Annotated in this window: 20 protein-coding genes; 14 read left to right on the plus strand and 6 right to left on the minus strand. The window is 68.7% G+C overall.

Annotated features, from left to right (window positions below; translation table 11 throughout):
• Positions 1-124: 124 nt before the first annotated feature.
• The 10 genes from AB0P21_RS21160 to AB0P21_RS21205 all read left to right on the plus strand — a co-directional run bounded on the left by AB0P21_RS21160 (position 125) and on the right by AB0P21_RS21205 (position 10967).
• A complete protein-coding gene (locus tag AB0P21_RS21160; RefSeq protein WP_363698823.1) occupies positions 125-1036 on the plus strand; it encodes an NADP-dependent oxidoreductase in 912 nt (303 codons plus the stop codon).
• Between the two features lie 85 nt (positions 1037-1121).
• Positions 1122-1550 (plus strand): SRPBCC family protein, encoded by a 429-nt coding sequence (locus AB0P21_RS21165; RefSeq protein ID WP_363698824.1) that lies wholly within the window; start codon positions 1122-1124, stop codon positions 1548-1550.
• Positions 1551-1577: 27 nt separating this feature from the next.
• Entirely contained in the window at positions 1578-3848 is a 2271-nt protein-coding gene (locus tag AB0P21_RS21170; RefSeq protein ID WP_363698825.1) for a hypothetical protein, read from the plus strand.
• A gap of 10 nt (positions 3849-3858) precedes the next feature.
• On the plus strand, positions 3859-4773 hold the full coding sequence (locus AB0P21_RS21175) for a TatD family hydrolase (RefSeq protein ID WP_363698826.1): 915 nt from the start codon (positions 3859-3861) through the stop codon (positions 4771-4773).
• The gene (locus AB0P21_RS21180; RefSeq protein ID WP_363698827.1) at positions 4767-5669 is read left to right on the plus strand and encodes a hypothetical protein; all 903 of its coding nucleotides are present in this window, start codon (positions 4767-4769) and stop codon (positions 5667-5669) included. The genes AB0P21_RS21175 and AB0P21_RS21180 overlap by 7 nt, the downstream gene beginning before the upstream one ends.
• 12 nt (positions 5670-5681) lie before the next feature.
• A complete protein-coding gene (locus AB0P21_RS21185; protein ID WP_363698828.1) occupies positions 5682-6296 on the plus strand; it encodes a nitroreductase family protein in 615 nt (204 codons plus the stop codon).
• Positions 6297-6516: 220 nt separating this feature from the next.
• Positions 6517-7641, plus strand: a complete 1125-nt coding sequence (locus tag AB0P21_RS21190; protein ID WP_363698829.1) for a ubiquitin-like domain-containing protein — start codon at positions 6517-6519, stop codon at positions 7639-7641.
• Between the two features lie 87 nt (positions 7642-7728).
• Positions 7729-8547, plus strand: coding sequence for a 16S rRNA (adenine(1518)-N(6)/adenine(1519)-N(6))-dimethyltransferase RsmA (gene rsmA / locus AB0P21_RS21195; protein WP_363698830.1), 819 nt, complete (start codon positions 7729-7731; stop codon positions 8545-8547).
• Between the two features lie 9 nt (positions 8548-8556).
• Positions 8557-9483, plus strand: a complete 927-nt coding sequence (locus AB0P21_RS21200) for a 4-(cytidine 5'-diphospho)-2-C-methyl-D-erythritol kinase (protein WP_363698831.1) — start codon at positions 8557-8559, stop codon at positions 9481-9483.
• 116 nt (positions 9484-9599) lie between these two features.
• A complete protein-coding gene (locus tag AB0P21_RS21205; RefSeq protein WP_363698832.1) occupies positions 9600-10967 on the plus strand; it encodes a DUF222 domain-containing protein in 1368 nt (455 codons plus the stop codon).
• 169 nt (positions 10968-11136) lie between these two features.
• Here AB0P21_RS21205 and AB0P21_RS21210 read toward each other — a convergent pair whose 3' ends face one another.
• The gene (locus AB0P21_RS21210) at positions 11137-14376 is read right to left on the minus strand and encodes an NB-ARC domain-containing protein (RefSeq protein ID WP_363698833.1); all 3240 of its coding nucleotides are present in this window, start codon (positions 14374-14376) and stop codon (positions 11137-11139) included.
• A 188-nt stretch (positions 14377-14564) separates the two neighbouring features.
• On the opposite strand from AB0P21_RS21210, the gene AB0P21_RS21215 reads away from it, so the two are divergent.
• Positions 14565-16484: a translation factor GTPase family protein gene (locus AB0P21_RS21215; RefSeq protein WP_363698834.1), complete on the plus strand. Its 1920-nt coding sequence runs from the start codon at positions 14565-14567 to the stop codon at positions 16482-16484.
• 50 nt (positions 16485-16534) lie between these two features.
• Entirely contained in the window at positions 16535-18355 is a 1821-nt protein-coding gene (locus tag AB0P21_RS21220) for an ABC-F family ATP-binding cassette domain-containing protein (RefSeq protein ID WP_363698835.1), read from the plus strand.
• Between the two features lie 422 nt (positions 18356-18777).
• On the opposite strand, the gene AB0P21_RS21225 is transcribed toward AB0P21_RS21220, so the two are convergent.
• Complete coding sequence (locus AB0P21_RS21225) at positions 18778-19275, minus strand: MarR family transcriptional regulator (RefSeq protein WP_363698836.1); 498 nt, start codon at positions 19273-19275, stop codon at positions 18778-18780.
• Between the two features lie 96 nt (positions 19276-19371).
• Between AB0P21_RS21225 and AB0P21_RS21230 the strand changes: the two genes are divergently transcribed.
• Together AB0P21_RS21230 and AB0P21_RS21235 are read left to right on the plus strand one after the other, a co-directional pair.
• Positions 19372-20157: a trans-aconitate 2-methyltransferase gene (locus AB0P21_RS21230; protein ID WP_363698837.1), complete on the plus strand. Its 786-nt coding sequence runs from the start codon at positions 19372-19374 to the stop codon at positions 20155-20157.
• Positions 20157-20504, plus strand: coding sequence for a VOC family protein (locus AB0P21_RS21235; protein WP_363698838.1), 348 nt, complete (start codon positions 20157-20159; stop codon positions 20502-20504). The genes AB0P21_RS21230 and AB0P21_RS21235 overlap by 1 nt, the downstream gene beginning before the upstream one ends.
• A gap of 13 nt (positions 20505-20517) precedes the next feature.
• Here AB0P21_RS21235 and AB0P21_RS21240 read toward each other — a convergent pair whose 3' ends face one another.
• The 4 genes from AB0P21_RS21240 to AB0P21_RS21255 all read right to left on the minus strand — a co-directional run bounded on the left by AB0P21_RS21240 (position 20518) and on the right by AB0P21_RS21255 (position 25776).
• On the minus strand, positions 20518-22977 hold the full coding sequence (locus AB0P21_RS21240; RefSeq protein WP_363698839.1) for an FtsX-like permease family protein: 2460 nt from the start codon (positions 22975-22977) through the stop codon (positions 20518-20520).
• Positions 22978-22979: 2 nt separating this feature from the next.
• On the minus strand, positions 22980-23759 hold the full coding sequence (locus AB0P21_RS21245; protein WP_363698840.1) for an ABC transporter ATP-binding protein: 780 nt from the start codon (positions 23757-23759) through the stop codon (positions 22980-22982).
• Between the two features lie 140 nt (positions 23760-23899).
• Positions 23900-24577, minus strand: a complete 678-nt coding sequence (locus tag AB0P21_RS21250) for a response regulator transcription factor (protein WP_363698841.1) — start codon at positions 24575-24577, stop codon at positions 23900-23902.
• On the minus strand, positions 24574-25776 hold the full coding sequence (locus AB0P21_RS21255) for a sensor histidine kinase (RefSeq protein WP_363698842.1): 1203 nt from the start codon (positions 25774-25776) through the stop codon (positions 24574-24576). Before AB0P21_RS21255 ends, AB0P21_RS21250 begins: the two co-directional genes overlap by 4 nt.
• Positions 25777-25778: the final 2 nt, after the last annotated feature.

A 25778-nucleotide genomic window follows, 5' to 3' on the forward strand; every position in this document is an offset into this window, starting at 1 on the left:
CACCTGACTGTCCTTTCGGCCGGTGGACAACTGTCCACAAGGACGGCCGGGAATGTCTCGGCACTGGCCATGCTTGAACCCTCAAGAGATTGACTTGAAGCGTCAACTAATTTGGAGGATAGCGATGCGAGCGATCGTGTTCGAGCAGTTCGGTGGCCCTGAGGTGCTGCAGGTCCAGCAGGTCGACGAGCCGCACGCGGGGCCGGGCCAGCTCCGGATCGCGGTCAAGGCGGCCGCGGTCAACCCGCTCGACTTCAAGATCCGGAACGGCTGGTTCGAGGCGTTCATGCCCACCACGTTCCCGGCCGTACCGGGATCCGAGGTGGCCGGTGTGGTCGATGAGGTCGGTGCAGGCGTGACCGAGTTCGCCGTCGGCGACGAGGTGGTCGGCTGGGCGCAAGGCGGCTCGTACGCCGATTACGCGATCGCCGGTTTGGTCGTCAAGAAGCCCGCCGACGTCTCCTGGGAGCAGGCCGTCGCGCTCCCGATCGCCGGTGAGACCGCCGCCCGCGTACTGCGTGAGCTCGGCGTCAAGGAAGGCGAGACGCTGCTTCTGCACGGCGCCGCCGGTGGTGTCGGCTCGGTCGCCATCCAGCTCGCGGTCGCGCTCGGCGTCACCGTGATCGGTACGGCGTCCGAGGCCAACCACGACTTCGTCCGCTCGCTCGGCGCGATCCCGATCCTGTACGGCGAAGGCCTGGTCGACCGGGTCAAGGCCGTCGCGCCGCAGGGCGTGGACGCAGTGTTCGACTCGGCCGGTCAGGGCGCGCTGCCCGACTCGATCGAGCTGCGCGGCGGGACCGACCGGGTCATCACCATCGCCGACATGGGTGCCGCCGACCTTGGCGTGACGTTCTCGATGGAGAGCTCGTCGCCCGAGGTCACCACGGCCGGCCTGATCGAGCAGCTGCAGCTCGCCGCCGACGGCAAGCTCACACTGACCGTGGCCAAGACCTTCGGCCTCGAGGACGCCCGGACCGCGCAGGAGATCAGCGAGACCGGCCACATCCGGGGCAAGCTCGTCCTGCTGCCCTGACTCTCGCGGTGACGCCTTTCTACAAGACCGTACGGCGGCGACGTCGTACGGTCTTGGGGAAGCGAACCGATGGGAGCTGGAGATCATGGCCGACTACCTGGCCACCGCCGAGACCGAGATCAGCGCGTCGCCCGAGCAGGTCTGGCAGGTGCTGACCGATCCGGAGCAGATCAAGAAGTTCATGTTCGGCGCCGACGTCGAGACCGACTGGCAGCCGGGCAGCTCGATCACCTGGCAGGGCGAGTACGAGGGCAAGAAGTACACCGACAAGGGTGAGATCCTCGCGGTGCAGAAGGGCCGGCTGCTCAAGCTGACCCACTACAGCCCGCTGGGCGGGCAGCCCGACGTACCGGAGAACTACCACACGCTCACCTACGAGCTGGCTCCGAGCGACAGCGGCACGCGACTGACGTTGAGTCAGGACAACAACGCCAGCCAGGAGGAGGCCGACCATTCGGCCGGCATATGGGAGATGCTCGTCAAGGGTGTGAAAGAGGCGGCCGAGCGCGGCTAGCCCTGGGCCACCCGTCATCATTACCGGATGACGGGGACGATTCCGACAGTGACCACGCGATCACGGCCTGGCATCAGGCTGCTCGCGTGGTGGCTGATCGTGCCGGTCAGCGCCGTCCTGCTGCTGGTCCGGATCGGCGACTCGACCGGTGAGAGCGTCCGCTGGATTCTCACCTGGTTGATCGCCGTACTGCTGCCCGGCACGCTGCTGTGGCGCGCCCTGGCCGGCGGCCGATCCCTGACCCAGGACCTCGGCTTCGGCGCGGTCCTCGGCCTCGGCTGGCAGTTGGCAGTCTGGGCAGTCTGTACTGCGCTCGGCGTCCCGCTGCTCCAATGGGCCTTCGTTGCCGTCCTGCTGGTGGTCTTCTGGACCAACAAGACGCTCCGCCCGCACCTCGGCTGGCGAGGTACCAGTCCGGCGCCGCCGCGCTGGTGGCACGTCCTACTGGTGGCCAGCCTGCTGGCCGCGATGGTCCGGACAGTGGTCGTGCTGCTGCGCCCTGTCCCGCTGCCGCCGATCCCGGCGACCCGCCACCAGGACATCTGGTACCAGCTGGGTCTGGTCCAGCAGTTGCTTGACGACGTGACGCCTGCCGATCCATGGGTGCTCGGCGAGCCACTGATCTATCACTGGTTCGCGACTGCCTCGATGGCCAGCGGCTCGGTGATGGCTGACGCGCGGCCGCCGCAGGTGCTCATCCACCTGTGGCCGCTGACCATGCTGCTCACCCTGGTGCTGGTCGGCTGGGCTGCGGGGGAGTTGCTCAGCGAACGGGCCTGGGCTGCGCCGCTGGCTGGTGTGCTCGCCGGAGTACTGCCGGGGGCTATTCAGTTGGTCGACACCCCTACCGCCAACATGTCGGCGGCGCAGGTGGTGCAGGGGCCGACCGGGACGATGGCAGCGGTCGTGATGCTGGGGTTGGTCGGGCCGACCGTCTTGATCCTGCGACGCCAGGCGGGGCCCGGAGTCTGGGCCGCGATGGTGCTGATGCTCGCGCTGGCGACCGGGACGAAACCGACGTTGCTGCCGATCATGCTGGTCGGCTGTCTGTTCGCCGGCGGATTCGCGTGGGTCGCCGAGCGTCGGGCGCCGTGGCGGATCGCGGCGCTGGCCGGGACCGCAGCGGCCTTCCTCATTGCTTCGTCGTTCGCCTTGACTGGAAGCACGGGTGGCAGCCGGTTCCAGTTCCTTGCGGCGCTTCGGGTGCAGCCGTACTACCAGGCCGTTACTGGGGACAAGACGTTCCCCGCGACGGGGAACTGGGTGGTGCCGTCGTTGGAGCACGGCAATGCGCGGATGATCCTGTTCGCGGTCGTGTTGGTGGCCTATTACTTACTGGTGAACGCTGCCCGGTTGCTCACGCTGTTCGGGCTGAGGACCCGCGATCCGGCGTACTGGTGGATCAGTGGCTGCGTCGCGGCGGGGACCGGCGTGACGCTGGTGTTCTCGCACACGGGCTATTCGGAGTACCACTTCCTCGGGGCGATCCTGGCGCTCGGGATGGTCGGAGCTGTCTCCGTCGCGGTCAACTTCGCCGGACAGACGAAGGCCCGGGAGTTGGTCGTCGTGGCTGTCGCCGGGCTGGGTACTGCGGTTGCGCTCTATCTTTTCTGGCCTACCGACACCGAGACACACACGGTGGCGCGGGCAGCCGCGGGGTTGCTGGCGCCGTTCGGGGTGCTGGCCGCGGTCGGGGCTCTGGTGATTCTTGGGGTCAACAGGACCAGGCAGGTCGCGTCTGTCGTCGTACAGGTGATCGTGCTGACGGTGGCCGCGAGCCTGCCGGTCCAGTTCGTGGTGATCGGGGACGCGCTTCGTGATGCCACCAAGCCGTTGCCGGTCCCGAACATCGAGTGGCGGACCTACCTGACCCGGGAAGAGCAGAGCGCGATGCTCTGGCTGAGCACGCACCTCGAGCCCAATGATGTGGCCGTCAGCAACGTGTTTTGCATGCCTGGGCCGTACCGGCCAGGTTGCCCGGACGACGCGTATTGGATGTCCGGGCTGAGCGGCGTACAGATGTGGATGGGCGGCTGGGCCTATGCGCCGGCCAACCTGGCGGCCACGGATCACCAGCGCAGCTTCCTGCTCCAGCAGTCGCCCTGGCCGGATCGGGTGCTGGACAGCCGGATCGCGGTCGAGAAGCCGTCCGAGCAGCACCTGGCGAAACTGTCCGGCGACATCGGCATCACCTTGGTCATCGGTGACCTGCGGGCCGGCCCGGTCTCGCCGAAGCTCGATCAGCTCGCCGACCTGGTGTATCGCAACCAGGACATCAGGATTTATCGCCTCCGATAACCTGTTCCCTATGTCTACCGACGGTGTGGAGGTCGAACGCCCGACGCGGGAACGTGCTGCGATTGGCGAGGACGGCCGGTCCCGCGACCGCAGCCGGCCCGCGGTACCGGATCCGTTGCCGATGAGCGTGGTCGACGCGCACTGCCATCTGGACATCGCCGACGGCGAGGACGGCAACTGGCTGGCCGCCGCCGAGGCGATCAAGCTGGCCGGCTCGGTCGGGGTCACCCGGATCGTCCAGGTCGGCTGCGATCTGCCCGGCGCGGTGTGGGCCGTCGAGGCAGCCGAGCAGTACCCGAACCTGATCGCGGGCATCGCCCTGCACCCGAACGAGGCACCGAAGCTGCACGCCGCCGGCGAGCTCGACAACGCGCTGGCCGAGATCGAGCGGCTGGCCACCTCGTCCGCCAAGGTCCGGGTGATCGGCGAGACCGGGCTGGACTACTTCCGTACCGGCGAGGACGGCCGGGCCGCGCAGCACGCGTCGTTCGCCGCGCACATCGAGCTGGCCAAGCGGCTCGACAAGACGCTGATGATCCACGACCGGGACGCGCACGACGACATCCTGAAGATCCTGGACCGCGAAGGCGTCCCGGACCGGCTGGTGATGCACTGCTTCTCCGGGGACACCGAGTTCGCCCGGGAGTGCGTCAACCGGGGCGCCTTCCTGAGCTTCGCCGGGGTGATCACGTTCAAGAACGCCCAGTCGCTGCGGGACGCGCTGGCCGTGACCCCGCTCGACCGGGTGCTGGTCGAGACCGACGCGCCGTACCTGACGCCGATGCCGCACCGGGGGCAGCCGAACGCGTCGTACCTGATCCCGCACACGGTCCGGAAGATGGCCGGAGTGCTGAACATCTCCGTCGCCGAGCTGTGCCAGGCGCTGACCGACAACTCCGACCGCGCCTTCGGTGGTTCGTGGTAACTGTCCTCACCGACTCCGACATCGCCGAGCGGCTCGACCCGCGCTCGGCGGTCGGCTGGATGCGCGAGGCGCTGCTGGCGGCGCACCGCGGTGAGCTGCACACGCCGCCGCGGGTCAGTACCGAGCTGGGTGACGGGCGGCTGGTGTTCACCACCGGCGCGCTGGCGGGGGAGTGGTACGGGTACCGCTCGTACGACTCGTTCGCAGCCTCGCCCGGCGCGCAGGTGGTGGTCGTGCACGATCACGCGACCGGAGTCGTCCGTGGTGTTGCCGTCGGCAATGAACTGGGCCCGCGCCGGGTCGGCGCGATCGGCGCGGTCGCGGTCGACGCGCTGGCTCCCCGGACCGCGTCGACGCTCGGCATCGTGGGCACCGGGGTTCAGGCGTGGAACCAGCTGTGGGCGATCTCGGTGGTCCGCCCGCTGACCTCGGTGACGGTGTTCAGCCGGGATCTGGGGCGCCGGAATGCTTTTGCTGCAAGGGTTTCCAGTGAGTTGGGGCTGCCCGTGGTCGCCGCGTCGTCGGCTCGCGAGGCGGTCGAGGGCAAGGCGCTCGTGGTGCTCGCGACGAACAGCCCGGTGCCGGTGATCGACGCCTCGTGGATCGCGCCGGGTAGCTACGTGACGACGCTCGGGCCGAAGCAGTTCGGGCGCGCGGAGTTCGGGCCGGACCTGGTGGCCCGTGCGGACGTCGCCGTGACGGACTCGGTCGCCCAGACCACGGCGTACGATCCGCCCTTCGTACTGACCGGCACCGTGCAGCACGACCGGTTGACGAGTCTGGGCGCGGTGCTGGCCGGGGATGCGCCGGCGCCGACGGCGGGGCAGACGGTGGTGTTCTGCTCGGTCGGGCTGGCCGGGACCGAGACGTACCTGCTGGCCAAGTTGCTGGGCTGATAAACAGGCTCCATGGAGTTCAGTGAGGTCGTCCGCCGTCGTCGCATGATCCGCAACTACGACCCGGACCGGCCGGTGCCCGCGGAGCTCCGCGAGCGGATCCTGGAGAACGGTCTCCGGGCGCCGTCGGGCGGGTTCAGCCAGGGCTGGGCGTTCCTGACCCTGGAAGGCGCCGATCGGGACCGGTACTGGGGGATCGCGGCCGCGAATCCGGACCCGAAGTATGTGGAGTGGATCACAGGGCTGCGGCGGGCGCCGCTGCTGATCTTCGCCTTCGCGCACAAGGACGCGTACCTCGACCGGTACACCGAGCCGGACAAGGGCTGGACCGACCGCGACGAGAAGCACTGGACCGCGCCGTACTGGTACATCGACACCGGGATGGCGGCCCTGCTGATGTTGCAGACAGTGGTCGACGAAGGCTTGGCTGCTTGCCTTTTCGGGCCGCCGGCGGACAAGATCGGGCAGCTCAAGGAGGAGTTCGGAGTACCGGCCGGGTTCGACCCGATCGGGGTCATCTCGATCGGCTACCGGGCCCCCGACAAGAGGTCGCCATCGCTCAGGCGCGGGCGTCGCAGTACTGCGGAAGTAGTGCATCGCGGGCACTGGGGCCGTCACGACGTGTAAGTGTCCCGTTACACCTATTGACGCCACGCCGACCAGGGGATTGGCGCTTCGGCTACTTCTTCGTTACTGTCTCGTGACGTTGGCCGGGATCGGGGAAGATTCCGGGTGGCACGCCCCTCGGCGGTAGACCGTGGTTTCCGGAGCCCCTGTGCCCGGCATGCGCGGCCTGGTGCCAGTGCCGCTCGCCCCCGTGCTCGGGTAGCTCTACCTGGGAGCGTTAGTGCGTAAGTCCATCATCGCGGCCGTGGGCGCCACGGCTGTGTTCGCCGTCGTGGGCGGCTCCGTGGCCTATGCGACCAAGAGCAAGACCGTCAGCCTGTCCGTCGATGGCCAGGTGCAGAAGGTTCACACCTTCGGCTCCACCGTCGCGGACGCCCTGAAGGCGGAGAAGATCACCGTCTCCGAGCGGGACGTGGTCGCCCCCTCACTGGATGCCAAGCTGCAGGACGGGCAGGAGATCGCGGTGCAGTACGGCCGCCAGCTCACCGTCAACGCGGATGGCTCGAAGAAGACTTTCTGGACCACGGCGGACGACCTCACCGAGGCCATGACCGACCTGGGCCTGCGGTACGAAGGCGCGGTCTTCTCCACCAGCCGGAGCGCCCCGATCGGGCGTGAGGGCCTGGAGCTGACCGTTCGCACCCCGAAGACCCTGCAGATCGTCCGGCTGGGCAAGGCCGTCGCGGTCAAGTCGATGGCGACGACCGTGGGCGAGGCGCTGACCAGCGCCAAGATCCCGTTCGACGCCGACGACCGGATCGTCCCGGCCGCCGCCACGGTGCTGAAGCCGGGCAGCCTGACCAAGGTCGTCGTGATCAAGGTCGACACCCGCACGGTCACCGAGAAGCAGGCGATCGCCTTCGCGAAGAAGGAGACCAAGGACGCCAAGCTGACCGAGGGCGAGACCAAGACGACCGCCAAGGGCGTCGCGGGCTCCAAGACGGTCAAGTACCTGGTGACCTACCTGGACGGCAAGCTGTCCAGCAAGAAGCTGGTCTCCAGCGACATCACCACGAAGCCGGTCGACGAGCTCGTCACGGTCGGCACCAAGCCGAAGCCGGAAGAGCCTGTCGCCGACACTGAAGAGCCCCCGGCCAGCGGCAACGCCGGCGCCTGGGACCGGATCGCCCAGTGCGAGTCGGGCGGCAACTGGAAGGCCAACACCGGCAACGGGTACTACGGCGGCCTGCAGTTCGGCACCGGCACCTGGAAGGCCTACGGCGGCGGTGCCTACGCCCCGAACGCTCACCAGGCGTCCAAGGCGCAGCAGATCGCGATCGCCGAAAAGGTGCGCGCGGCCCGCGGTAGCTACGCTGACTGGCCCGTCTGCGGCAAGAAGGCTTGATTCCGATCCTTCTCTGCAAGACTGGCGCACGTGACCAGCGCTGATTCATCCACTTCCGCCGGACCGAGACTTCTCGGTCCGGCGGAAGTGCGTTCACTGGCTGCCAGGCTCGGGGTCCGCCCGACCAAGCAGCGCGGCCAGAACTTCGTCATCGACCCGAACACGGTCCGCCGGATCGTCCGCGCCGCTGAGCTGTCCTCGGCCGGCGAGACGGTACTGGAGGTGGGCCCGGGGCTCGGCTCGCTGACGCTGGCCTTGCTTGCCGAGGGCCACCGAGTCACCGCGGTCGAGATCGACTCGGTACTGGCGGGAGCCCTGCCGGCCACCATCGCGGAGTACGCGCCGAACCAGGCCGACGCGCTGACCGTCGTCGAGGCGGACGCAATGACGGTCGTAGCGGATCAGATCGGCTCACCGGACGCCTGTGTGGCCAACCTGCCCTACAACGTCGCAGTACCGGTCCTGCTGCATCTCCTGTCGATCTCACCGTCGCTGCGGCACGGCCTGGTGATGGTCCAGTCCGAGGTGGCCGACCGTCTCGCAGCGCCGCCCGGCTCCCGCACGTACGGCATCCCGTCCGCCAAGGCCGCCTGGTACGCCGACGTACGCCGCGCCGGCCCGATCGGCCGAAACGTCTTTTGGCCCGCGCCGAACGTGGACTCCGGACTCGTTGCCTTCACCCGCCATGACCCGCCAGCGACCGCCGCGTCGCGGCAAGAGGTCTTCGCCGTGATCGACGCGGCGTTCTCGCAACGCCGCAAGACCGTCCGCTCCGCCCTGGCCCGCTGGATGCCGGACCGCGAGCGCCTGGACGCCGCCCTGGCGGCCGCTGGGGTCGACCCGTCGCTGCGCGGCGAAATGCTCGGTATCGAGGAGTTCGCCGCCATCGCGGGCGCAGGGCATTAGCCTGTGGCCGTGTCAGCTCATCAGGTCACGGTCCGGGCGCCGGCCAAGATCAATCTCGGTCTGTCCGTCGGCCCACCGCGCCCGGACGGCTTCCACCCGCTCGCGACCGTCTACCAGGCCGTTGCCCTGTACGACGATGTGACCGCGACCCTGCGAGACGACCCGGACATCACCGTCGAGGTGCTCGGCGACTTCGCCGCCGACGTCCCGACCGACAGCACCAATCTCGCCGTCCGCGCTGCCCGGACGCTGCAGTCGGAGTACGACGTCGAAGAAGGTGTCGATCTCGTCATCCGCAAGACCATCCCGGTCGCCGGCGGCATGGCCGGCGGCTCGACCGACGCCGCCGCCACTCTCGTCGCCTGTAACCGCCTGTGGGGCCTGGGCCTCGCGCAGTCCGAGCTGGAACGCATTGCCGCCGATCTGGGTAGCGACGTCCCGTTCTGCCTGGTCGGCCACACGGCTCTCGGCCGAGGCCGCGGCGAACAGGTCACCGAGGTGATGTCCCGCGGCACCTTCCACTGGGTCTTCGCTATCGCCGATGGCGGGCTGTCGACTCCTGCTGTCTTCAAGGAACTGGACCGCCTCCGCCCGGTGCGTCGAGTCGAGCCGCCCGAGGTCCACCCGGAGTTGCTGACTGCCTTGGTCTCCGGCCGTCCGCCCGCTCTTGCTGTTGCCCTGAGCAATGACCTGCAGGCTGCTGCGCTTTCTTTGCGTCCTGAGCTGGCTGCCACTTTGCAGTTCGGCCTTGACCAGGGTGCGCTTGCTGCGATGATCTCGGGGTCTGGCCCAACTTGCTTGTTTCTTGCGGCTGACAGCCGGCAGGCTGTGGATCTTGCTGTGGAGCTTGCTGAATCCGGCCTGTGTCGGATGGTCCGCCAGGCAGAGGGTCCGGTGCCGGGGGCTCGGATTCTGCCTACTGTGATCCCGCGCTAGTACGTTCCATCGCGATTGTGGATAACTCGTCCACAATCCGCCACTAGCGAAATCCCTTATCCACAAGGGATTTCCGCCCCCGAAAACTGTCGGCGGCATCACCTAGAGTTGTCGGCATGGAGATCGAGCAGCTACCCCCGCCGTGCCGACTGAGCGACAGCGACCTGCTGTCCCGCGTCGACACAGTGACCGCTGCCCGGTCCGCACTCGACACCTGGTGCTGGCAGGCCGCGGCCGAGCTGGAGACCCGCAAACTCGCCAAGGAACTCGGCGCCAAGGACACCGTCGAGCTCCTCTCATCGCGGCATCGCCGCAACGCTCGCGAACTACGCCGAGACCTGAAGCTGGTCATGGCGCTCCCGAAGTACGAGGCGGTCGCTGCCGCGCTCACCGCCACTTCGGCACCTTTGAGTGCCGCCCACGCCAAAGTCATCATCGCGACTCTGGAGAAGGCCCCGGCCTCGGCGCCTGTTGACGGACTGCGGGTGGCCGAGGAGCAGCTGGTAGAGGTCGCAGCGATGCTGACCCCGGACGAGCTGCATGATTTCGGCCTCCAGGTCCTGGCCCGCTTGGACACCGACGGCCCTGAACCTGCCGACAAGGACCCGTACGAGGAAGAGTTCCTGCGACTGAAGCCGGTCGAGGGCGGCATGAAGCTGACCGGCTTCCTGGCCGACGACCATGCCGAGCACCTGAAGACCGCCGTCCACAAACTGGCCAAACCTCACAAAACGGTTGATGGCGAGCGTGACCCCCGATCGCTGGAGAAGCGGCACGCCGATGCCCTCGTCACGATCCTGGACATCGCCACCGGCGCCACCGCCACCGCTGGCGTCCCAGGCGTCCCCCACCTGACAGTGACGATCGACTTCGCCGACCTACAGTCCGCCACCGCCCACAAAGTCGGCGAACTCGTCTTCGGCCCCAACCTGTCCGCCTCCGCCGTCCGCCTCCTGGCCTGCGACGCGAAGGTCCTCCCCATCGTCCTGGGCTCCAGTTCCCAGCCACTAGACGTCGGCACCGAGGTCCGCTTCGTCACCGGCCCGATCCGCTGGGCCCTGATCAAGCGAGACAAAGGCTGCGTGATCTGCCACGCACCCCCGTCGAACTGCCACGCCCACCACATCGTCCACTGGGCCGACGGCGGCCCCACCGCAATCACCAACCTCGTCCTCCTGTGCGGCGCCCACCACAACGCCGTCCACCACGGCCACTGGACCGTCACCATCACCAACGGCACCGTCACCGTGACCCGCCCAGCCTGGTCCGAACCCACGCGAACTAATCCCACCGAACTAATCCAGGAAACTCTGAACCGTCACGCGACACCGCCAACCGGCCCCGACCCAGGCGGCGAACATCCCGGACAACCACGCCCGCAGTCAGGACCATCACCCGCCGACGGCCTGTCCTGGCTCACTCCCGAATCAGTCGCCGATCTCGACCCCTGGGGCGAGTCCGGCACGCCATCGGCCGGCCCGTAAACCCCACCGCACCACGGCCCCGGCCGCACCACCGCTCAAAGCGCCCCTCGAACCAGACGGACGCCTAACAGCCACGCCCTCCAACCGAACCCGCGAACCCGTCGGCAAAAGACACCCGAGCCCAGGGACCCCACGCGACCTGGAAACGAGCTGGCGGCCGGGGCAGCACCTACCCGCGAGCCAACTCCAGATGCTCCAGAATCAGCAACCGCCGATGACCGTCGTCGTACTGCACAGCAATCGCCAGCGCCTCCTCATGATGCGCGATCGCCGCACTGCGATCGCCCGTCAACCGAAAGGTGACCCCAAGCTCATCCAACGCTTCAGCCAGCCCAAGTTGATCGTTGAGGGCTTTGAAGTTCGCCGCCGACTGACGCAGATGATCGAAGGCCGCAGCGAAGTCACCAGCCTGGCGATACGCCAGACCCGAGCCGAACAAGGCGATAGCGAGATGATGCCCCGACCCTTGCTCCGTGCTGATCGCGATGCTCGTGTCGTACGCCGACCGCTGGGCTGCCGTTCTGCCCAGCTTTCCCTCAGCGTTCCCGATGCTGATGTAGGCCAGCGCCTCGCCGAGCGGATCCTCGCTCTTGCGGTAGAGCGTGATGGCGCGCTCACCGCACTCGATGCCCTGCTCGAAGTCGCCGATCAGGTCGAGGATGTGGCTCAGGTTCGCCAGCGCCATCGCGGCGCCGCGGTAGTCCTCCAGGTCCTCGAAGAGCGTGAGACTACGACGCAGTTCGGCCACGGCATCAGCCGTGTCCCCCGACCCAGCCTTGGCCAGATCGTGAAGAACCAGCCCAAGATCGCTGCGCAGAAACCCCTCGGCAGCAGGATCGTCCCCGGCCACCTCGAGCGCGGTCCGGTAGGCCCGCAGCGCATCCAGCCAGTGACCGCGGGTCGCGTAAAAGGTGTGCAAACTGATCGCCAGCCGCAGTACCGACACGGCAGGCACCCCAGGAGTCCGCGCGGCCTGAGGAATCAACGCCAGCAAATGCGCCCGCTGCCCATCCAACCAAGCCAGCGCCCCCGCCAAATCTCCAAACACCGGCCCGTCGGACGCCGTCCCGTCGGGCATCGGACCGCCAATCCCCGTGCGGGCGAACGCCGGATCGCCGGACGCCGGTTGGGTGTACGTCGGCCCGCCAGGTGCCAGTCCGCCGGATGCCGGACCGCTGGGAGTCGGTCCGCCAGGCTCCGATCTTTCAGACTCCGGGCGGGTGAGCATCGGTCCGCCGGACTCCGGTGCACCGGATGCCGGATCATCGTCGAGCATCGGTCCGCCAGACACCGGTCGAGCGGGTGCCGGTCCGCCGGATGCCGGATCGTCGAGCGTCGGTTCGCCAGGCACCGGTTGGGTGGACGCTGGATCGCGGGGCGCTGCTTGGGTGAGCGTAGGTTCGTCGAGCACTGGTTGGGTGAGCGTCGGTTCGCCGAGCGCTGGTTCGCCGGGTGCCGCGCCGCCGCCTGCGATCGGATGTGCCTTGAACCAAGGCAGCCGACTGGCCGTCGGGTGACACAGCTCGACTGCTCGCCAGCCGATCGCGGCGTGGAGGTCAACGATTCGCGTGATCGCTGCCGCGCGGTCGGCGGCGCTGACCTGGGCCTGGGCCCGCTCTCTCGCGTACATCCGGAGCAGGTCGTGCAGCCGGTATCGCCGCGGCGCCAGCGACTCGACAAGATGCAGGTTGCACAGGTCTTCCAGCGCATCGGTGGCCGTGCGCTCGTCGCAGTTCAGCAGCTTGGCCGCGACCTCGACGGACAGATCAGGACCATCCGGTACGCCGAACAGCGCGAACGCCGCGACAGCACGTTGCTCGCGGGCGCTCTCGCCGCGGTCCAGGTCTTCGATCGAGACGTCGAAGCTGGTTCGTACGCCGATCTCGTGGTCCTCGAGTTGGTCGAGGCGGCGTCGTTCGTCTCGCAACAGATTGGCCAGGTGGCTCAGCGGCCAGTGGGGTCTGGCGGCGAGTCGGCCGGCCGCGATCTTCAGCGCGAGTGGCAGCAGGCCGCAGGAGGCCAGGATCGACTGCGCGGCGGTTGGTTCGTGCGCGACGCGGGTCTCGCCGACGATCGTCCGGAGCAGCCCGAGACCCTCCGACGCGGACAGCAGCCCCAGCCGCAGGATCCGCGCGATGGGCATCCCGGTCAGGTCGTACCGGCTGGTGATGATGACGGCTGACCGACCGGTGCCCGGCAACAGGTGCTCGACGTGGGCGGCATCGCGGGCGTTGTCGAGCAGGATCAGCGCCCGTCGATTAGCCAGTAGGGTCCGCAGCCGGGCCGCCGCCTCATCCACCCGCAGCGGGACGTCCGGACCCGACAGGCCGAAGGCGCGGAGCAGAGAGTCCAGTGCGTCCAGCGGTGAGACGGGCTCGCCGGCACCGTAGCCGCGCAGATCCAAGTACACCTGGCCGTCCGGGAAGTCCTCAGCCGCCGCGTGCGCCGCATGCACGGCCAGGGCGGTCTTGCCCACCCCGCCCATCCCAGTAACCGCCATCACCACCACACCAGCTCGGCCAGTCGTCGGTACTCCGGCTCCGCCGGTCGCTGGTACACCGGTTCTGCCAGCCGGTGCCACACCGGATCCGCTGGTCGTCGGCACGTCAGCTCGGCCAGACACTGGTACGCCGGTTCCGCCGGTTGTCGCTGCGCCGGTTCGACCGGTCGCCGCCCCGACGGGTCCGCCAGTTACGGGCACGTCGGCTCCACCTGTCGCCGCCACGTCGGTCGCCGCTGTGCCGTTTCCGCCAGGCGCTGCCATGCCGGGGCCGCTGGTCGCCGGTACGTCAGGTCCGCCGGTCGCCGATACGCCGATTCCATCACTTGCCGCCACGCCGGTCGCCGCTGCATCGGCTCCGCCTGTCGCCGCCGTACCGGCCTCGCCTGCCGCCGTTGTGCCGGGTTCGCTCGTCGCCGCTACGCCGGGTCCGTCAGTCACCGCTACGCCGGCTCCGTCAGTCACCGCCACGCCGGATCCGCCGGTCGCCGCTGCGGCAGTCACCGCCACAGCGGCTCCGCCCGTCAGCGCTTCCCGCAGTACTGCGAGGTCTGCCGCTCGGCCGGTGAAGCTCGCGTCCAGCAGCGGCAACTGCCTGGGAACAGCAGGCCCAGCAGCCGGAGGCCGAGCGTCCAGCTGAGCGCGCGGACCCAGCCGCGCTGACTCTGGAGACGAAAGCGAAGAGTCACCACCACGCCGCCGGGCGGCACCGGCGAAGATCTTCCGCTCATCCGCAGACAGCCCGAGCGTATAGGCGAGGGTGTCGACCGTCGCCTGGCGTGGGTAGCGGCGGACGCCGCGTTCGAGGGCGCCGATGGCGGCCAGGCTGAGGCCGGACTTGGCGGCCAGTTGTTCCTGGGTCAACCGGGCCGCCTTGCGGTGCCGGTGGAGCAGCGTCGCGAAATCCATTCGCCGTCCTCTCCGGAAAACTCGGTCGCCAACCCCTCACCTGAAGGTTATCGTCGCAAGCAATCAGGTCCGCGGCAGCGACGACGCCGCAGCGACGACGAAGCAGCGACGAACAAGGGAGCCCCAGATGCGCCGGGTATCGGTCCACGCCATCACTCCTGATCGCTGCGACGCACCCGCGAGGACCTTTGAAGACCCTGACGATGGGCATTTTGGCGCATGTCGACGCCGGTAAGACCAGCCTGACCGAACGCCTGCTGTACGCCGCGGGCGTGATCGACCACGTCGGCCGGGTGGACGACGGCAGTACCCGCACCGACTCGATGGACCTGGAGCGCCGGCGCGGTATCACGATCCGCTCCGCCGTGGTCTCGTTCGAGCTGGGCGACCTGACCGTCAACCTGATCGACACCCCTGGCCACTCCGACTTCATCGCCGAGGTCGAGCGCGCATTGTCGGTGCTCGACGGCGCCGTGCTGGTGATCTCGGCGGTCGAGGGCGTCCAGGTGCAGACCCGGCTGCTGATGCGCACGCTCACCCGGCTGCGCATCCCGACGCTGCTGTTCGTGAACAAGATCGACCGGATGGGCGCCCGGTACGACGAACTGCTGGCCGACATCGCCCGCCTGCTCACCTCGACCGCGGTGCCGATGGGCGCAGTCGCCGACCTCGGCACCCGTACGGCGCAGTACCAACAATTTCCCCTGCAAAACAAGGCGATGGCCGAGCTGCTGGCCGAGGGCAACGACAACTTCCTGGCCGGCTATCTCGACGACACACTCAAACCAAGCGACTACCGCAGCGAGCTCGCCGACCAGGTACGCCGTACCCGCGTGCACCCCGTGTACTTCGGCTCGGCGATGACCGGCGAAGGCGTGCCCGACCTGATCGACGGCATCCGCGACTGGTTGCCGCAAGCAATCAACAACCCGGCCGACCCGCTCCGCGCGACGGTGTTCAAGGTGGAACGCGGCTCGGCGGGGGAGAAGATCGCCTCGGCCAGGGTCTTCGCCGGGCAGCTGCAGGCGCGGCAGACCGTCAGCGTGCACAGCGGCAGTACGCAGTACGAGGTGAAGCCGACGGCGCTGCGCGTCTTCGAGCGGGGCGGCACCCGACCTGTCGACCACGCCGAGGCGGGAAGGATCGTCGCTCTGCGCGGGCTCAAGCAAGTGCAGATCGGCGACCAACTCGGTACGCCGAGCGGCCCCGGGGCGCATCTCTTCGCGCCGCCGACGCTGGAGACGGCCGTCCTGGCCGCGGATCGGGTCAAGCTCTTCCAGGCACTGCAGCAGCTCGCCGAGCAGGATCCGCTGATCCGGGTCCGCAAGAACGCGTTCGGCCAGATCTCGGTGAACCTGTACGGCGAGGTGCAGAAGGAGGTGATCGCATCGCTGCTCGAAGACGAGTACGGACTCGCGGTCACCTTCAGCGAGACCACGCCGATCCACATCGAGCGCCCGGTCGGCACCGGTACGGCGAGCCGCGAGATCGGCGAACCCGGCAACCCATGGTGCGCGGCGGCCGGCTTCCGCGTCTCGCCGGCTCCGGTCGGCACCGGGATCGACTACCGATTGGAGGTGGAGCTCGGTGGGCTCCCGAGAGCGTTCCACACCGCGATCGAGGAGACGGTACGGCAGGCGCTGCAGCAGGGCCTGTACGGCTGGGAGGTGCTGGAATGCCGGATCGACCTGATCCGGACGGGCTACGACTCCGTCATGACCACAGCGGCCGACTTCCGGCGTCTGGTGCCGCTGGTGCTCATGCAGGCGCTGCAGGAGGCGGACACCCGGGTGTACGAGCCGGTCAACAGCTTCGAGCTGGAGCTGCCGCCGGACGCGGTCTCACCTGTCATCGCCAAGCTCGCCGAGGCGGGCGCGACGCTGGAAGGCACCGACGTCGCGCCGGAGCGGACGACCTTGACCGGTCTGATCCCCGCCGGGCGCGTGCATGCCTTCGAGGCCCAGCTGCCCGGTCTCACTCACGGTGAGGGAGTCCTACTGGCTGCCTTCAGCGGCTACCGGACGGTCCCCGGGCGCCCACCGACCCGTGCCCGGACCGATGGCAACCCGTTGAACCACGGGGAGTACCTGCTGCATCTGAATCAGTAGCGACAGCCGTGGTCGGCCTGCTGGATCAGCTGAACTAAACTGGAGAGGATATGGCCGCCTCTCCTGCACCCAACCTCGTCAATCTCGAAGCCGTCTCCAAAGGCTTCGGAACCCGCACCTTGCTCGACAAGGTGACTCTCGGCATCGGCCGGGGCGAACGGATCGGGGTGGTCGGACGCAACGGAGACGGGAAGTCGACGCTGCTGCGGCTGCTCGCCCGGGAGGAGACGCCCGACGACGGGCGGATCACCCACAACCGCGACCTGCGGCTCGGCTTCCTCGGGCAGGTGGACAGCCTGGATCCCGAGCTGACCGTCGCCCAGGCCGTCCTCGGCGATGTCGAGACCTACACCTGGGCGGCCGATCCGCGCGCCCGGGACGTGATGGAGCAGCTGCTCGGCGGCGTCGACCACGAAGCGCTGGTCGGCACCCTCAGCGGTGGTGAGCGCCGGCGCGCGTCGCTGGCGCACCTGCTGATGACCGAGGTCGACCTGCTGATCCTCGACGAGCCCACCAACCACCTCGACATCGAGGCGGTCAACTGGCTCGCGCAGCACGTCGTCGACCGGGCCGGCGCGCTCCTCGTCGTCACCCACGACCGGTGGTTCCTGGACGAGGTCTGCAACGAGACCTGGGAGGTCCAGGGCGGCAAGGTCAACTCGTACGACGGCGGCTACGCGTCGTACGTGCTGGCCAAGGCCGAGCGGTCCCGCAACGAGGCCGTGGTCGAGGGCAAGCGGCAGAACCTGGTCAAGAAGGAGCTCGCCTGGCTGCGCCGCGGAGCACCCGCGCGGACCGCGAAGCCGAAGTTCCGGATCGAGGCCGCCAACCTGCTGATCGCGAACGAGCCGGAGCCGCGCGACAAGCTCGCGCTGGCCAAGCTCGCCACCTCGCGGCTCGGCAAGGATGTCTTCGACGCCGAGGACGTCACGCTCAGCTTCGGCGACCGGGTGATGCTCAACCACGTCACCTTCCGGGTCGGCCCGGCGGACCGGATCGGACTGCTCGGCCCGAACGGCGCCGGCAAGACCACCTTCCTCAAGGTGCTCACCGGCCTGCTGCCGCCGGACACCGGCAAGGTCAAGCAGGGCAAGACGGTCAAGATCGCCAACCTCTCCCAGACGCTGGAGGATCTCGACGGCACGGTGACGGTACTCGCGCACATCACCGGCATCCGCCGGGTCGCGGCGCTGGCCGCGGGCGTCGGCGAGATGAACTCGTCCCAGCTGCTGGAGCGGTTCGGCTTCACCGGCGACAAGCTGACCACCCGGATCAACGACCTGTCCGGTGGCGAGCGCCGCCGGCTGCAGCTGCTCCGGATCCTGCTCGACGAGCCGAACGTGCTGATCCTCGACGAGCCGACCAACGACCTGGACGTCGAGACGCTGACCGTGCTCGAGGACTTCCTCGACAACTGGCCGGGCGTCGTCGTGATCGTCACTCACGACCGGTACTTCCTGGAGCGGGTCAGCGACATGGTCTACACGATCCTGGGCGACGGCGACGTCCGGCACCTGCCGCGTGGGGTCGACCAGTACCTCGAGGAGCTGAAGGGCGGTCCGGTGGCCCGCCGGACCACTGCGCCCGCGAGCGGTACGCCGACGCCGGCTTCCGTGGCGGCAGCCTCGTCCGCGGCCGCCGAGACCCCGGTGGACGCGGCAGCGGCCCGGGCGGCGAAGAAGGAGCTCAACAAGATCGAGCGGCAGCTGTCCAAGCTGACCTTCAACGAGGCGAAGCTGCACGACCAGCTGGCGGCGAACGCGAGCAACTACGAGCGGCTGTCGGAGCTGGACACCGAGCTGCGCAAGCTGACCGAAGAACGCGCCAAGCTGGAATCGGCCTGGCTGGAAGCGGCCGAGCAGACCGATTAGGTCAGTACATTCCCGGGCGACCGGAGAAATGTATACATGATCAAATCCGGCCGGGAACTGAAGCGCGGCACACCCTCCTATCCCCTGTGATTGGGAGGGTATGCCGCGCCTACCGGGTGAGCGGGCCCGTACCGGTCAGGTTGTCCGAGCCCCGAGCCCCGGACACCACCGACCGGCTTCGGCGAACCACCTCTTGCCGCCGAAGACACCGATTTCTCGAACGCTGTGTAGTCACGTGACCACCGATGGTGAGGAGACTAGTTCGACCGGTCACTCAGTGTCGATAGTGGTGGACTACAGCAATCTCTCGATCTCGTTGCAACTAGCAACGATCGTCGCCCACATAAAGTGACGGGTCGTCTTTTCGGATTATTCCGGCACAATTCCGGCGGGTAACTTGCCGGCTCCGCGGGAATGCGGGATCAGTGCTTTTCCTGGTCGAACGGGCCGACCAGTTCGCGCAGTACGCGGGCGATCTTGGCCTGGTCGCGCTCGCTGATCGAGCCGAGCAGGTCGCGCTCGTGGGCGAGCAGGTCGGCCATCGCGGCGTCGACCGAGTCGCGGCCGGCGTCGGTCAGCTGGACGATCACGCCACGGCGGTCCGCCGGGTCCGGCAGCCGCTCGACCAGCCCGCGAGCGGTCAGCCGGTCGACGCGGTTCGTCATCGTCCCCGAGGTCACCAGGGTCTCCTTGAGCAACCGTCCGGGGGAGAGCTGGTACGGCTTGCCGGCCCGGCGCAGCGCGGCCAGTACGTCGAACTCCCAGGACTCCAGCCCGTGCGTCTCAAATGCCTGGCTGCGCGCGCGATCGAGGTGCCGGGCCAGCCGGCTGACCCGCGACAGCACCTCCATCGGCGCCACGTCGAGATCAGGCCGCTCCCGGCGCCAGGCCTCGATCAGCCGGTCGACCTCGTCTCTCATGGGTCGAGACTATGTCATCAAGACTCTTGACATCAAGACAACCTGGCGGCGTAAAGTATCTCGACATCAAGAGATCTACTCGCGAGAGGCTCCCGCATGCGCACCTCACCGGTCTGGAACCCCCAGCAGTACAGCAAGTACGCCGACGAACGCGGCCGCCCCTTCGCCGACCTCGTCGCCCGCATCCGGGCGGACGAGCCCTCCACCGTCTTCGACCTCGGCTGTGGACCGGGGAACCTGACCGCCACGCTGCTCGATCGGTGGCCGACAGCAACTGTTCGGGGTGTCGACAGCTCGCAGGAGATGATCGACGAGGCCCAGCCGCTCTCCACCGAGCGGCTGAGCTTCGAGGTGGGCGATCTGCGGGAGTGGACCGCCGAGCCCGAGTCGGTGGATGTGATCGTCACCAACGCGACCCTGCAGTGGATCCCCGAGCAGCTCGATCTGCTGCCCGGATTCGTGCGGGCGCTCAAGCCGGGCGGCTGGCTCGCGATCCAGATCCCGGGCAACGGCAACGCGCCGTCGCACGCGATCCTGCGAGAACTGGCGGCGACCGACCCGTACGCCGAGTTCGCGAAGGACAAGTCGCTCCGCCCGGATGTGCCGGCTCCCGCCGAGTACGTCGCCGCGCTCAGCGCCGAGGGGTGCACGGTCGACGCCTGGGAGACGACGTACAGCCACATCTTGCAAGGCGAGAACGCCGTACTGGAGTGGGTCAAGGGGACCGGTGCCCGGCCGGTACTGCAGTCGTTGTCCGACGAGCTGCGTGAGCGGTTCGAAGCGGAGTACGGGGCTCGGCTCGATGTCGCCTATCCGCGGCAGGGGTTCGGCACCGTGCTGCCGTTCCGAAGGATCTTCGCGGTCGCTCAGAAGGGCAGCTGATGAGACTCGATCACGTGCAGGTGTCCTGCCCGCCCGGCGGTGAAGAGGTCGCTCGCGCCTTCTACCGCGACACGCTCGGGATGACCGAGCTGAAGAAGCCGCCGCTCCTTGCGGCTCGCGGCGGCTGCTGGTTCAAGGACGGCGAGGCCGAGGTGCACGTCGGCGTCGAGGAAGACTTCAGCCCGGCGCTGAAGGCGCATCCCGCGCTGGCCGTCGACGATCTCGACGCGCTGGCCGAAACCCTGCAGGCCAACGGATATCCGGTCAAGTGGGACAACGAGACGATCCCGGGCCGCCGGCGGTTTCACACTGCCGACGGCCACGGGAATCGGATCGAGATCGTCTGATCCAACCCAGCAGCTACTCGGTGGCCAGCGCTCCGGCCGGTGCGACCTTCGCGGCGCGCCGGGCCGGCAGCACCGAGGCGAGCAGTCCGGCGACCGCCGCGACCAGCGCGATCGTGACCAGCAGCCGGCCCGGTACGGCGTACTGCAGCGGCCCGTCGATCTGGCCACCCATCAGCGCCGCCGTCCCGGTCCAGCCGTAGATCAGGCCGAGCCCGATCCCCAGCCCCGCCGCGACGAGTGCCATCAGCAACGACTCGACCGCGAGCATGCCGCGCAGCTGGCGCCGGGTCAGCCCCATCGCCCGGAGCAGGGCGTTCTCCCGGGTCCGCTCCAGCACCGACAGGCTGAGCGTGTTGCCGACCCCGACCAGCGCGATCAGCACCGAGACCCCGAGTAGCCCGACCGCGACGAGCAGCAGGATGTCGAACACCTTGGTGTAGAAGCTCCGCTCCGGCAGGCCGCCGGAGATGTTCAGCTCCTTCACCGTCGGCAGCGACTGCTTGAGGTCGTCCATCACCTTCGGGCCGTCGGCCTTCGGGTCGGAGGCGAGCCAGAAGCCGCTGACCGCCGCGTTCGGGACCAGCTTCTGCAGATCGGTCGAGGTGACCGTGATCGGGTCGAGCCCGAGCGCGTGGACGACCTTGAACGCGACCTTCTGCTTGCCCGACACGATGGTGACGGTCTGCCCGTCCTTCACGTTCAGCGAGTACATCGTGTTGGAGTCGAGCAGCGCCGTACCGGGCTGCAGCTGGTTGACCAGTACCGGGTTGTGGATCACCGAGGCGGCCGAGGCCTTGTCGATCCCGGTCAGCTCCAGGCTGGTCTCGCCGGACTTCACGGTCGCGCCGAGCACCGGGACGACCTGGGTGATGCCCTTGATGTCCTGGAGCTGCTTGCCGGCGGTGGCCGGCAGCTTCTCGCCGAACGCCTGGACCGTGACGTCGACCGGGTACTGCTTGTCCATGGTGACGTCGAATGTCTTGCGGACCGAGGCGATCCCGACACAGGTCAGGCTGATTAGGGTGACACCGATCAGCAGCGCCGAGGTGGTGGCCGCGGTACGCCGCGGGTTGCGGACCGAGTTGGCGACGGCGATCCGCGCGGGAACCCCGCCGGCCCGCGCCGGCAGCGCCCCCAGCAGCTTGACCAAGGCAGGTACCAGGAGTGAGCCGACGGCCAGGATTCCGAGGAAGGAGATCACGCCGCCCGGAACGCCCATCATCACCTGATGCGACTGTGCGCCCTTGGCCAGCAGCAGGCCGCCACCGACCAGCAGCAGGAAGCCGAGCATCAACCGCAGAACACCGGCGGTGGACTTCGCCACGGGTGCCGCGTCCGGCCGGAGTGCAGCCAACGGAGCGACCCGGGTCGCCCGCCGAGCCGGTACGACGGCCGCGACGATGGTCACGATCGTGCCGAGCAGCAGCGGGATGAAGACCGACCCGAGGCCGAGGTGCAGATCGACCGGCGGCAGCCCCCAGTCGAAGGTCCGGGCCAGCGTCAGGGCGAGCGCGGACAGCGCCACCCCGAAGACCACACCGATGCCGGAGGCAACCAGTCCGACGACGGTCGCCTCGGCCAGCACCGAGGAGAAGACCTGCCGGCGGGACGCGCCGACGCAGCGCAGCAGCGCCATCTCTCGGGTCCGCTGGGCGATCACGATGGTGAAGGTGTTGGCGATCACCAGGCAGGCGACGAACAGCGCGATCACGGCGAACATCCCGAACACGCCCCCGAGGACGTCGATGCCGTTGGTGATCTCCTTGACCTCGTGGTCGATCCAGCCGTCGCCGGTGAAGATCTCCAGGCCCGGGCGGACCGCGCTGGTGATCGCCGCGGTCAACGCGGCCTGGCTGACGCCGGGAGCGGCAGCGACCTTGAGCTGGTCGATGTAGCCGTCCGGCTGGAAGGAATTCAGGGCCTCCGGGGTGGCGACCGCGTTGCCGCCGCCGATCGAGGTGCTGTCGTCGACCAGACCGACCACCTTCACCGCGAAGCTCTTGCCGTCCCAGCTGGACAGCTTGAGGTCCTGACCGACCGCGACCTTGTACTTCTCGGCCGTCTTGGCCGGCAGCGCGATCTCGTTCTTGGCCTCCGGCAACTTCCCGGCGGTGGTGGTCGGACCTGCGATCTTCGAGGTGTCGTAGCGGGCGTCGATACCGAGGTTGTCGGGGCGGACCTGGCCGGCCCACTGCACCTGCAGGTACGCCGAGGTCACGACGACCACCGAGGCGGCCTGCGGCAGCTTCCTGATCGCGGCCTCGTCCTTGGCGGTCACCGACTCACCGTTGGACCGGACCACCGCGTCGACCCCGGCGTTCTGCTTGCCGATCGTCTCGTCGATGCCGTGGGTGGCCGACGAGTGCGCGGTCATCGCCAGGGTGCCGAAACCGACCCCCAGCACGATCGCCAGGCAGGCGGCGACCAGGCGGCCCAGGTGGGCGCGCAGCGAGGACAGAATTGAGCGTCGCACGGTCAGGCTCCCAGCTGGCGCAGGGCGTTCAGGACCGACTCCGGCGTCGGGTCGGTGAGCTCACCGGCGAGCTTGCCATCGGCAAGCATCACGACGCGGTCGGCGTACGACGCCGCCAGCGGGTCGTGGGTCACCATCACCACGGTCTGACCGAACTCGCGGACCGAGCGGCGCAGGAAGCCGAGCACCTCGGCGCCGGAGCGCGAGTCCAGGTTGCCGGTCGGCTCGTCGGCGAAGACCACCTCGGGCCGGCCGACCAGGGCGCGGGCCACCGCGACGCGCTGCTGCTGACCGCCGGACAGCTCCGACGGACGGTGGGTCAGCCGGTCCTGCAGCCCGAGGACGTCGATCAGGGTGGTCATCCACTGCTGGTCGGGCTTGCGGCCGCCGAGCTCCAGCGGGAGCAGGATGTTGTCCTTGGCGGACAGCATCGGCAGCAGGTTGAAGGACTGGAAGACGAAGCCGATCCGGTCCCGCCTGATCTTCGTCAGCGCGGCGTCCGGCAGCTGGGTCAGCTCGGTCTCGCCGAGCAGCACCTGACCCGAGGTCGGGGTGTCCAGCCCGGCCAGGCAGTGCATCAGGGTCGACTTGCCGGAGCCCGACGGCCCCATGATCGCGGTGAACCGGCCGACGCCGAAGTCGACGGAGACCCCGTCGAGCGCGGCCACCGCAGTGTCGCCCTGACCGTAGACCTTGCGTAGTTCGTGGGCGCGAATCGCAGTACGGGCGGCAGCGTCCTGCGGCAAGCGGCCGAGCGCGAGCTCGCCGGTCTGGATCGTCATCGTTCTCCTCGAAGTGCCGGGGGCGAGACGTTCTCGCCCACACTCCAGAAGTTAGTGACTCCCGACCCCGAAAGAGTCGGACCAGGGAATGGACCCCGCGTACGACCTGGGTCGTACTTTTCCCTGCCCGGTCAGCTATTTCAGCTGCTGGGCTTGACGATTCCGGTCTCGTAGCCGAGCACGACCAGGGCGACCCGGTCGCGCAGGCCGGTCTTGGCCAGGATCCGGCCGATGTGCGTCTTCACCGTTGCCTCGGACAACGTGAAGAGCTGGGCGATCTCGGTGTTCGACAGGCCGCGGGCGACCTCGGCGAAGACCTCGAGCTCGCGGGCGGTCAGGTCGGCCAGGTCGGGGCGCTCCCGCTCCTCGTCCGGCAGTGAGCCGGCGAAGTGCTCGAGCAGGCGGCGCGTAGTACTGGGGGAGACGACCGCGTCGCCGGAGTGCACCTGGCGGATCGCGTTGAGCAGATCGGCCGGCGGGGTGTTCTTGAGCAGGAAGCCGGCCGCGCCGGCCTTGATCGCGGCGAACGCGTACTCGTCCAGGTCGAAGGTGGTCAGCACGATCACCCTGGGGGCCGTCGGCCACGACTGGAGCTGCCGGGTCGCCTCGACGCCGTCCAGGCGCGGCATCCGGACATCCATCAGTACGACGTCGCTGCCGGTCACCCGGAGCTTTTCCAGCGCCTCGCCGCCGTCACCGGCCTGGCCGACCACCCGCATGTCCGGCTGCGAGTCCACCAGCATGGTGAAGCCGGCCCGGACGAGTTCCTGGTCGTCCACCAGGAAGACGCGGATGGTGGTGCCGTCGTCGTCGGTCACTGAGAAACTCCTCCAGCTGGCAGGTTGTACGGCAGCTTGGCGATCACCTCGTAACCACCGCCCGCCTTCGGTCCGGCGTTCACCGTACCGCCGGAGATGGAGGCTCGTTGCCGCATCCCGACCAGCCCGTGCCCCGGGTCGTGGCTGGGGGCAACGCCGCCGCCACGGCCGTCGTCGGTGACCACCACGGTCAGCATCTCGCGCCCGAAGTCGAGATGGACGGAGGTGTGCGCTCCCGGCCCGGCGTGTTTCAGCGTGTTGGTCAGCCCCTCCTGCACGATCCGGTACGTCGTCAGCCCCAGCAGCGCGGGCAGGTCGCGGGACGTGCCGGTCACCTCGTAGTCGACCGTCAGCCCGGCCTGGCGCACGTTCTCGACCAGCTCGGGCAGCGACGAGATACCGGGCTGCGGGCGTGGCTGGTCCGGATCGAGCTCCGGCTGGGTGTCCTGTTTCAGCAGACCGAGCATCTTGCGCATCTCGGTCAGCGAGGCGCGACCGGTGTCACCGATGGTGGCGAGCGCCTTCTTGGCCTGCTCGGGCGACGCGTCCGCGGCGTACAGGCCGCCGTCGGCCTGGACGATCATGATCGACAGGCCGTGCGCGACGACGTCGTGGATCTCGCGGGCGATCCGGGTCCGTTCGTTGGAGACGGCGAGCTTGGACTCGCGATCGCGGTCCCGCTCCGCCTGGATGGCGCGTTCTTCGAGCTGGGCGACGTACAGGCCTCTGGTGCGGCGGCGCTCGCCGAAGGCCCAGACGCCGAACACCAGCGCGCCGAGGGCGACCATCATGGTGATCTGCTGGCGCCAGTCCGAGCTGCTCCAGTACCGCGCGGTCGCCATCAGCACGCCGAGACCGCCGATGCCGAGCGCGATCCGGCTGAACCTGACCTCGCCGTACACGGAGATCGCGTAGAGCGCGATCAGCAGGCCGACGTTGCCGGGCTGCAACTGGGCGCCGGCCAGCCATTGCAGGACGGCGACGCCGGAGACGGTGAAGAAGACCAGCTCGGGATGGCTGCGGCGCCAGACCAGCGGCACCAGCATGCCGAAGCCGACCAGGCCGCCGAACTCCTCCTGGGCGAGTCCGAGCAGTCCCAAGATCACTGTCAGTCCGCCCGCGAGCAACAGGTCGAACGCCTTGCTGCTCGCGGGGATCTGCCGCCGGGGCGCCAGGATCCCGGACATGGTCCCCGTCATGC

Origin of the sequence: Kribbella sp. NPDC056861 (assembly GCF_040687575.1) — a bacterium.
Classification (GTDB): Bacteria; Actinomycetota; Actinomycetes; order Propionibacteriales; family Kribbellaceae; genus Kribbella.

What these genes read in the sequence shown, in the direction of transcription:
- AB0P21_RS21245 (WP_363698840.1), bottom strand. Translation starts at nt 23,759, where the DNA reads ATGACGATCCAGACCGGCGAGCTCGCGCTCGGCCGCTTGCCGCAGGAC.
- AB0P21_RS21255 (WP_363698842.1), bottom strand. Translation starts at nt 25,776, where the DNA reads ATGACGGGGACCATGTCCGGGATCCTGGCGCCCCGGCGGCAGATCCCC.
- AB0P21_RS21220 (WP_363698835.1), top strand. Translation starts at nt 16,535, where the DNA reads ATGGCCGCCTCTCCTGCACCCAACCTCGTCAATCTCGAAGCCGTCTCC.
- AB0P21_RS21235 (WP_363698838.1), top strand. Translation starts at nt 20,157, where the DNA reads ATGAGACTCGATCACGTGCAGGTGTCCTGCCCGCCCGGCGGTGAAGAG.
- AB0P21_RS21160 (WP_363698823.1), top strand. Translation starts at nt 125, where the DNA reads ATGCGAGCGATCGTGTTCGAGCAGTTCGGTGGCCCTGAGGTGCTGCAG.
- AB0P21_RS21170 (WP_363698825.1), top strand. Translation starts at nt 1,578, where the DNA reads ATGACGGGGACGATTCCGACAGTGACCACGCGATCACGGCCTGGCATC.
- AB0P21_RS21210 (WP_363698833.1), bottom strand. Translation starts at nt 14,376, where the DNA reads ATGGATTTCGCGACGCTGCTCCACCGGCACCGCAAGGCGGCCCGGTTG.
- AB0P21_RS21185 (WP_363698828.1), top strand. Translation starts at nt 5,682, where the DNA reads ATGGAGTTCAGTGAGGTCGTCCGCCGTCGTCGCATGATCCGCAACTAC.
- AB0P21_RS21205 (WP_363698832.1), top strand. Translation starts at nt 9,600, where the DNA reads ATGGAGATCGAGCAGCTACCCCCGCCGTGCCGACTGAGCGACAGCGAC.
- AB0P21_RS21230 (WP_363698837.1), top strand. Translation starts at nt 19,372, where the DNA reads ATGCGCACCTCACCGGTCTGGAACCCCCAGCAGTACAGCAAGTACGCC.
- AB0P21_RS21175 (WP_363698826.1), top strand. Translation starts at nt 3,859, where the DNA reads ATGTCTACCGACGGTGTGGAGGTCGAACGCCCGACGCGGGAACGTGCT.
- AB0P21_RS21225 (WP_363698836.1), bottom strand. Translation starts at nt 19,275, where the DNA reads ATGAGAGACGAGGTCGACCGGCTGATCGAGGCCTGGCGCCGGGAGCGG.
- AB0P21_RS21165 (WP_363698824.1), top strand. Translation starts at nt 1,122, where the DNA reads ATGGCCGACTACCTGGCCACCGCCGAGACCGAGATCAGCGCGTCGCCC.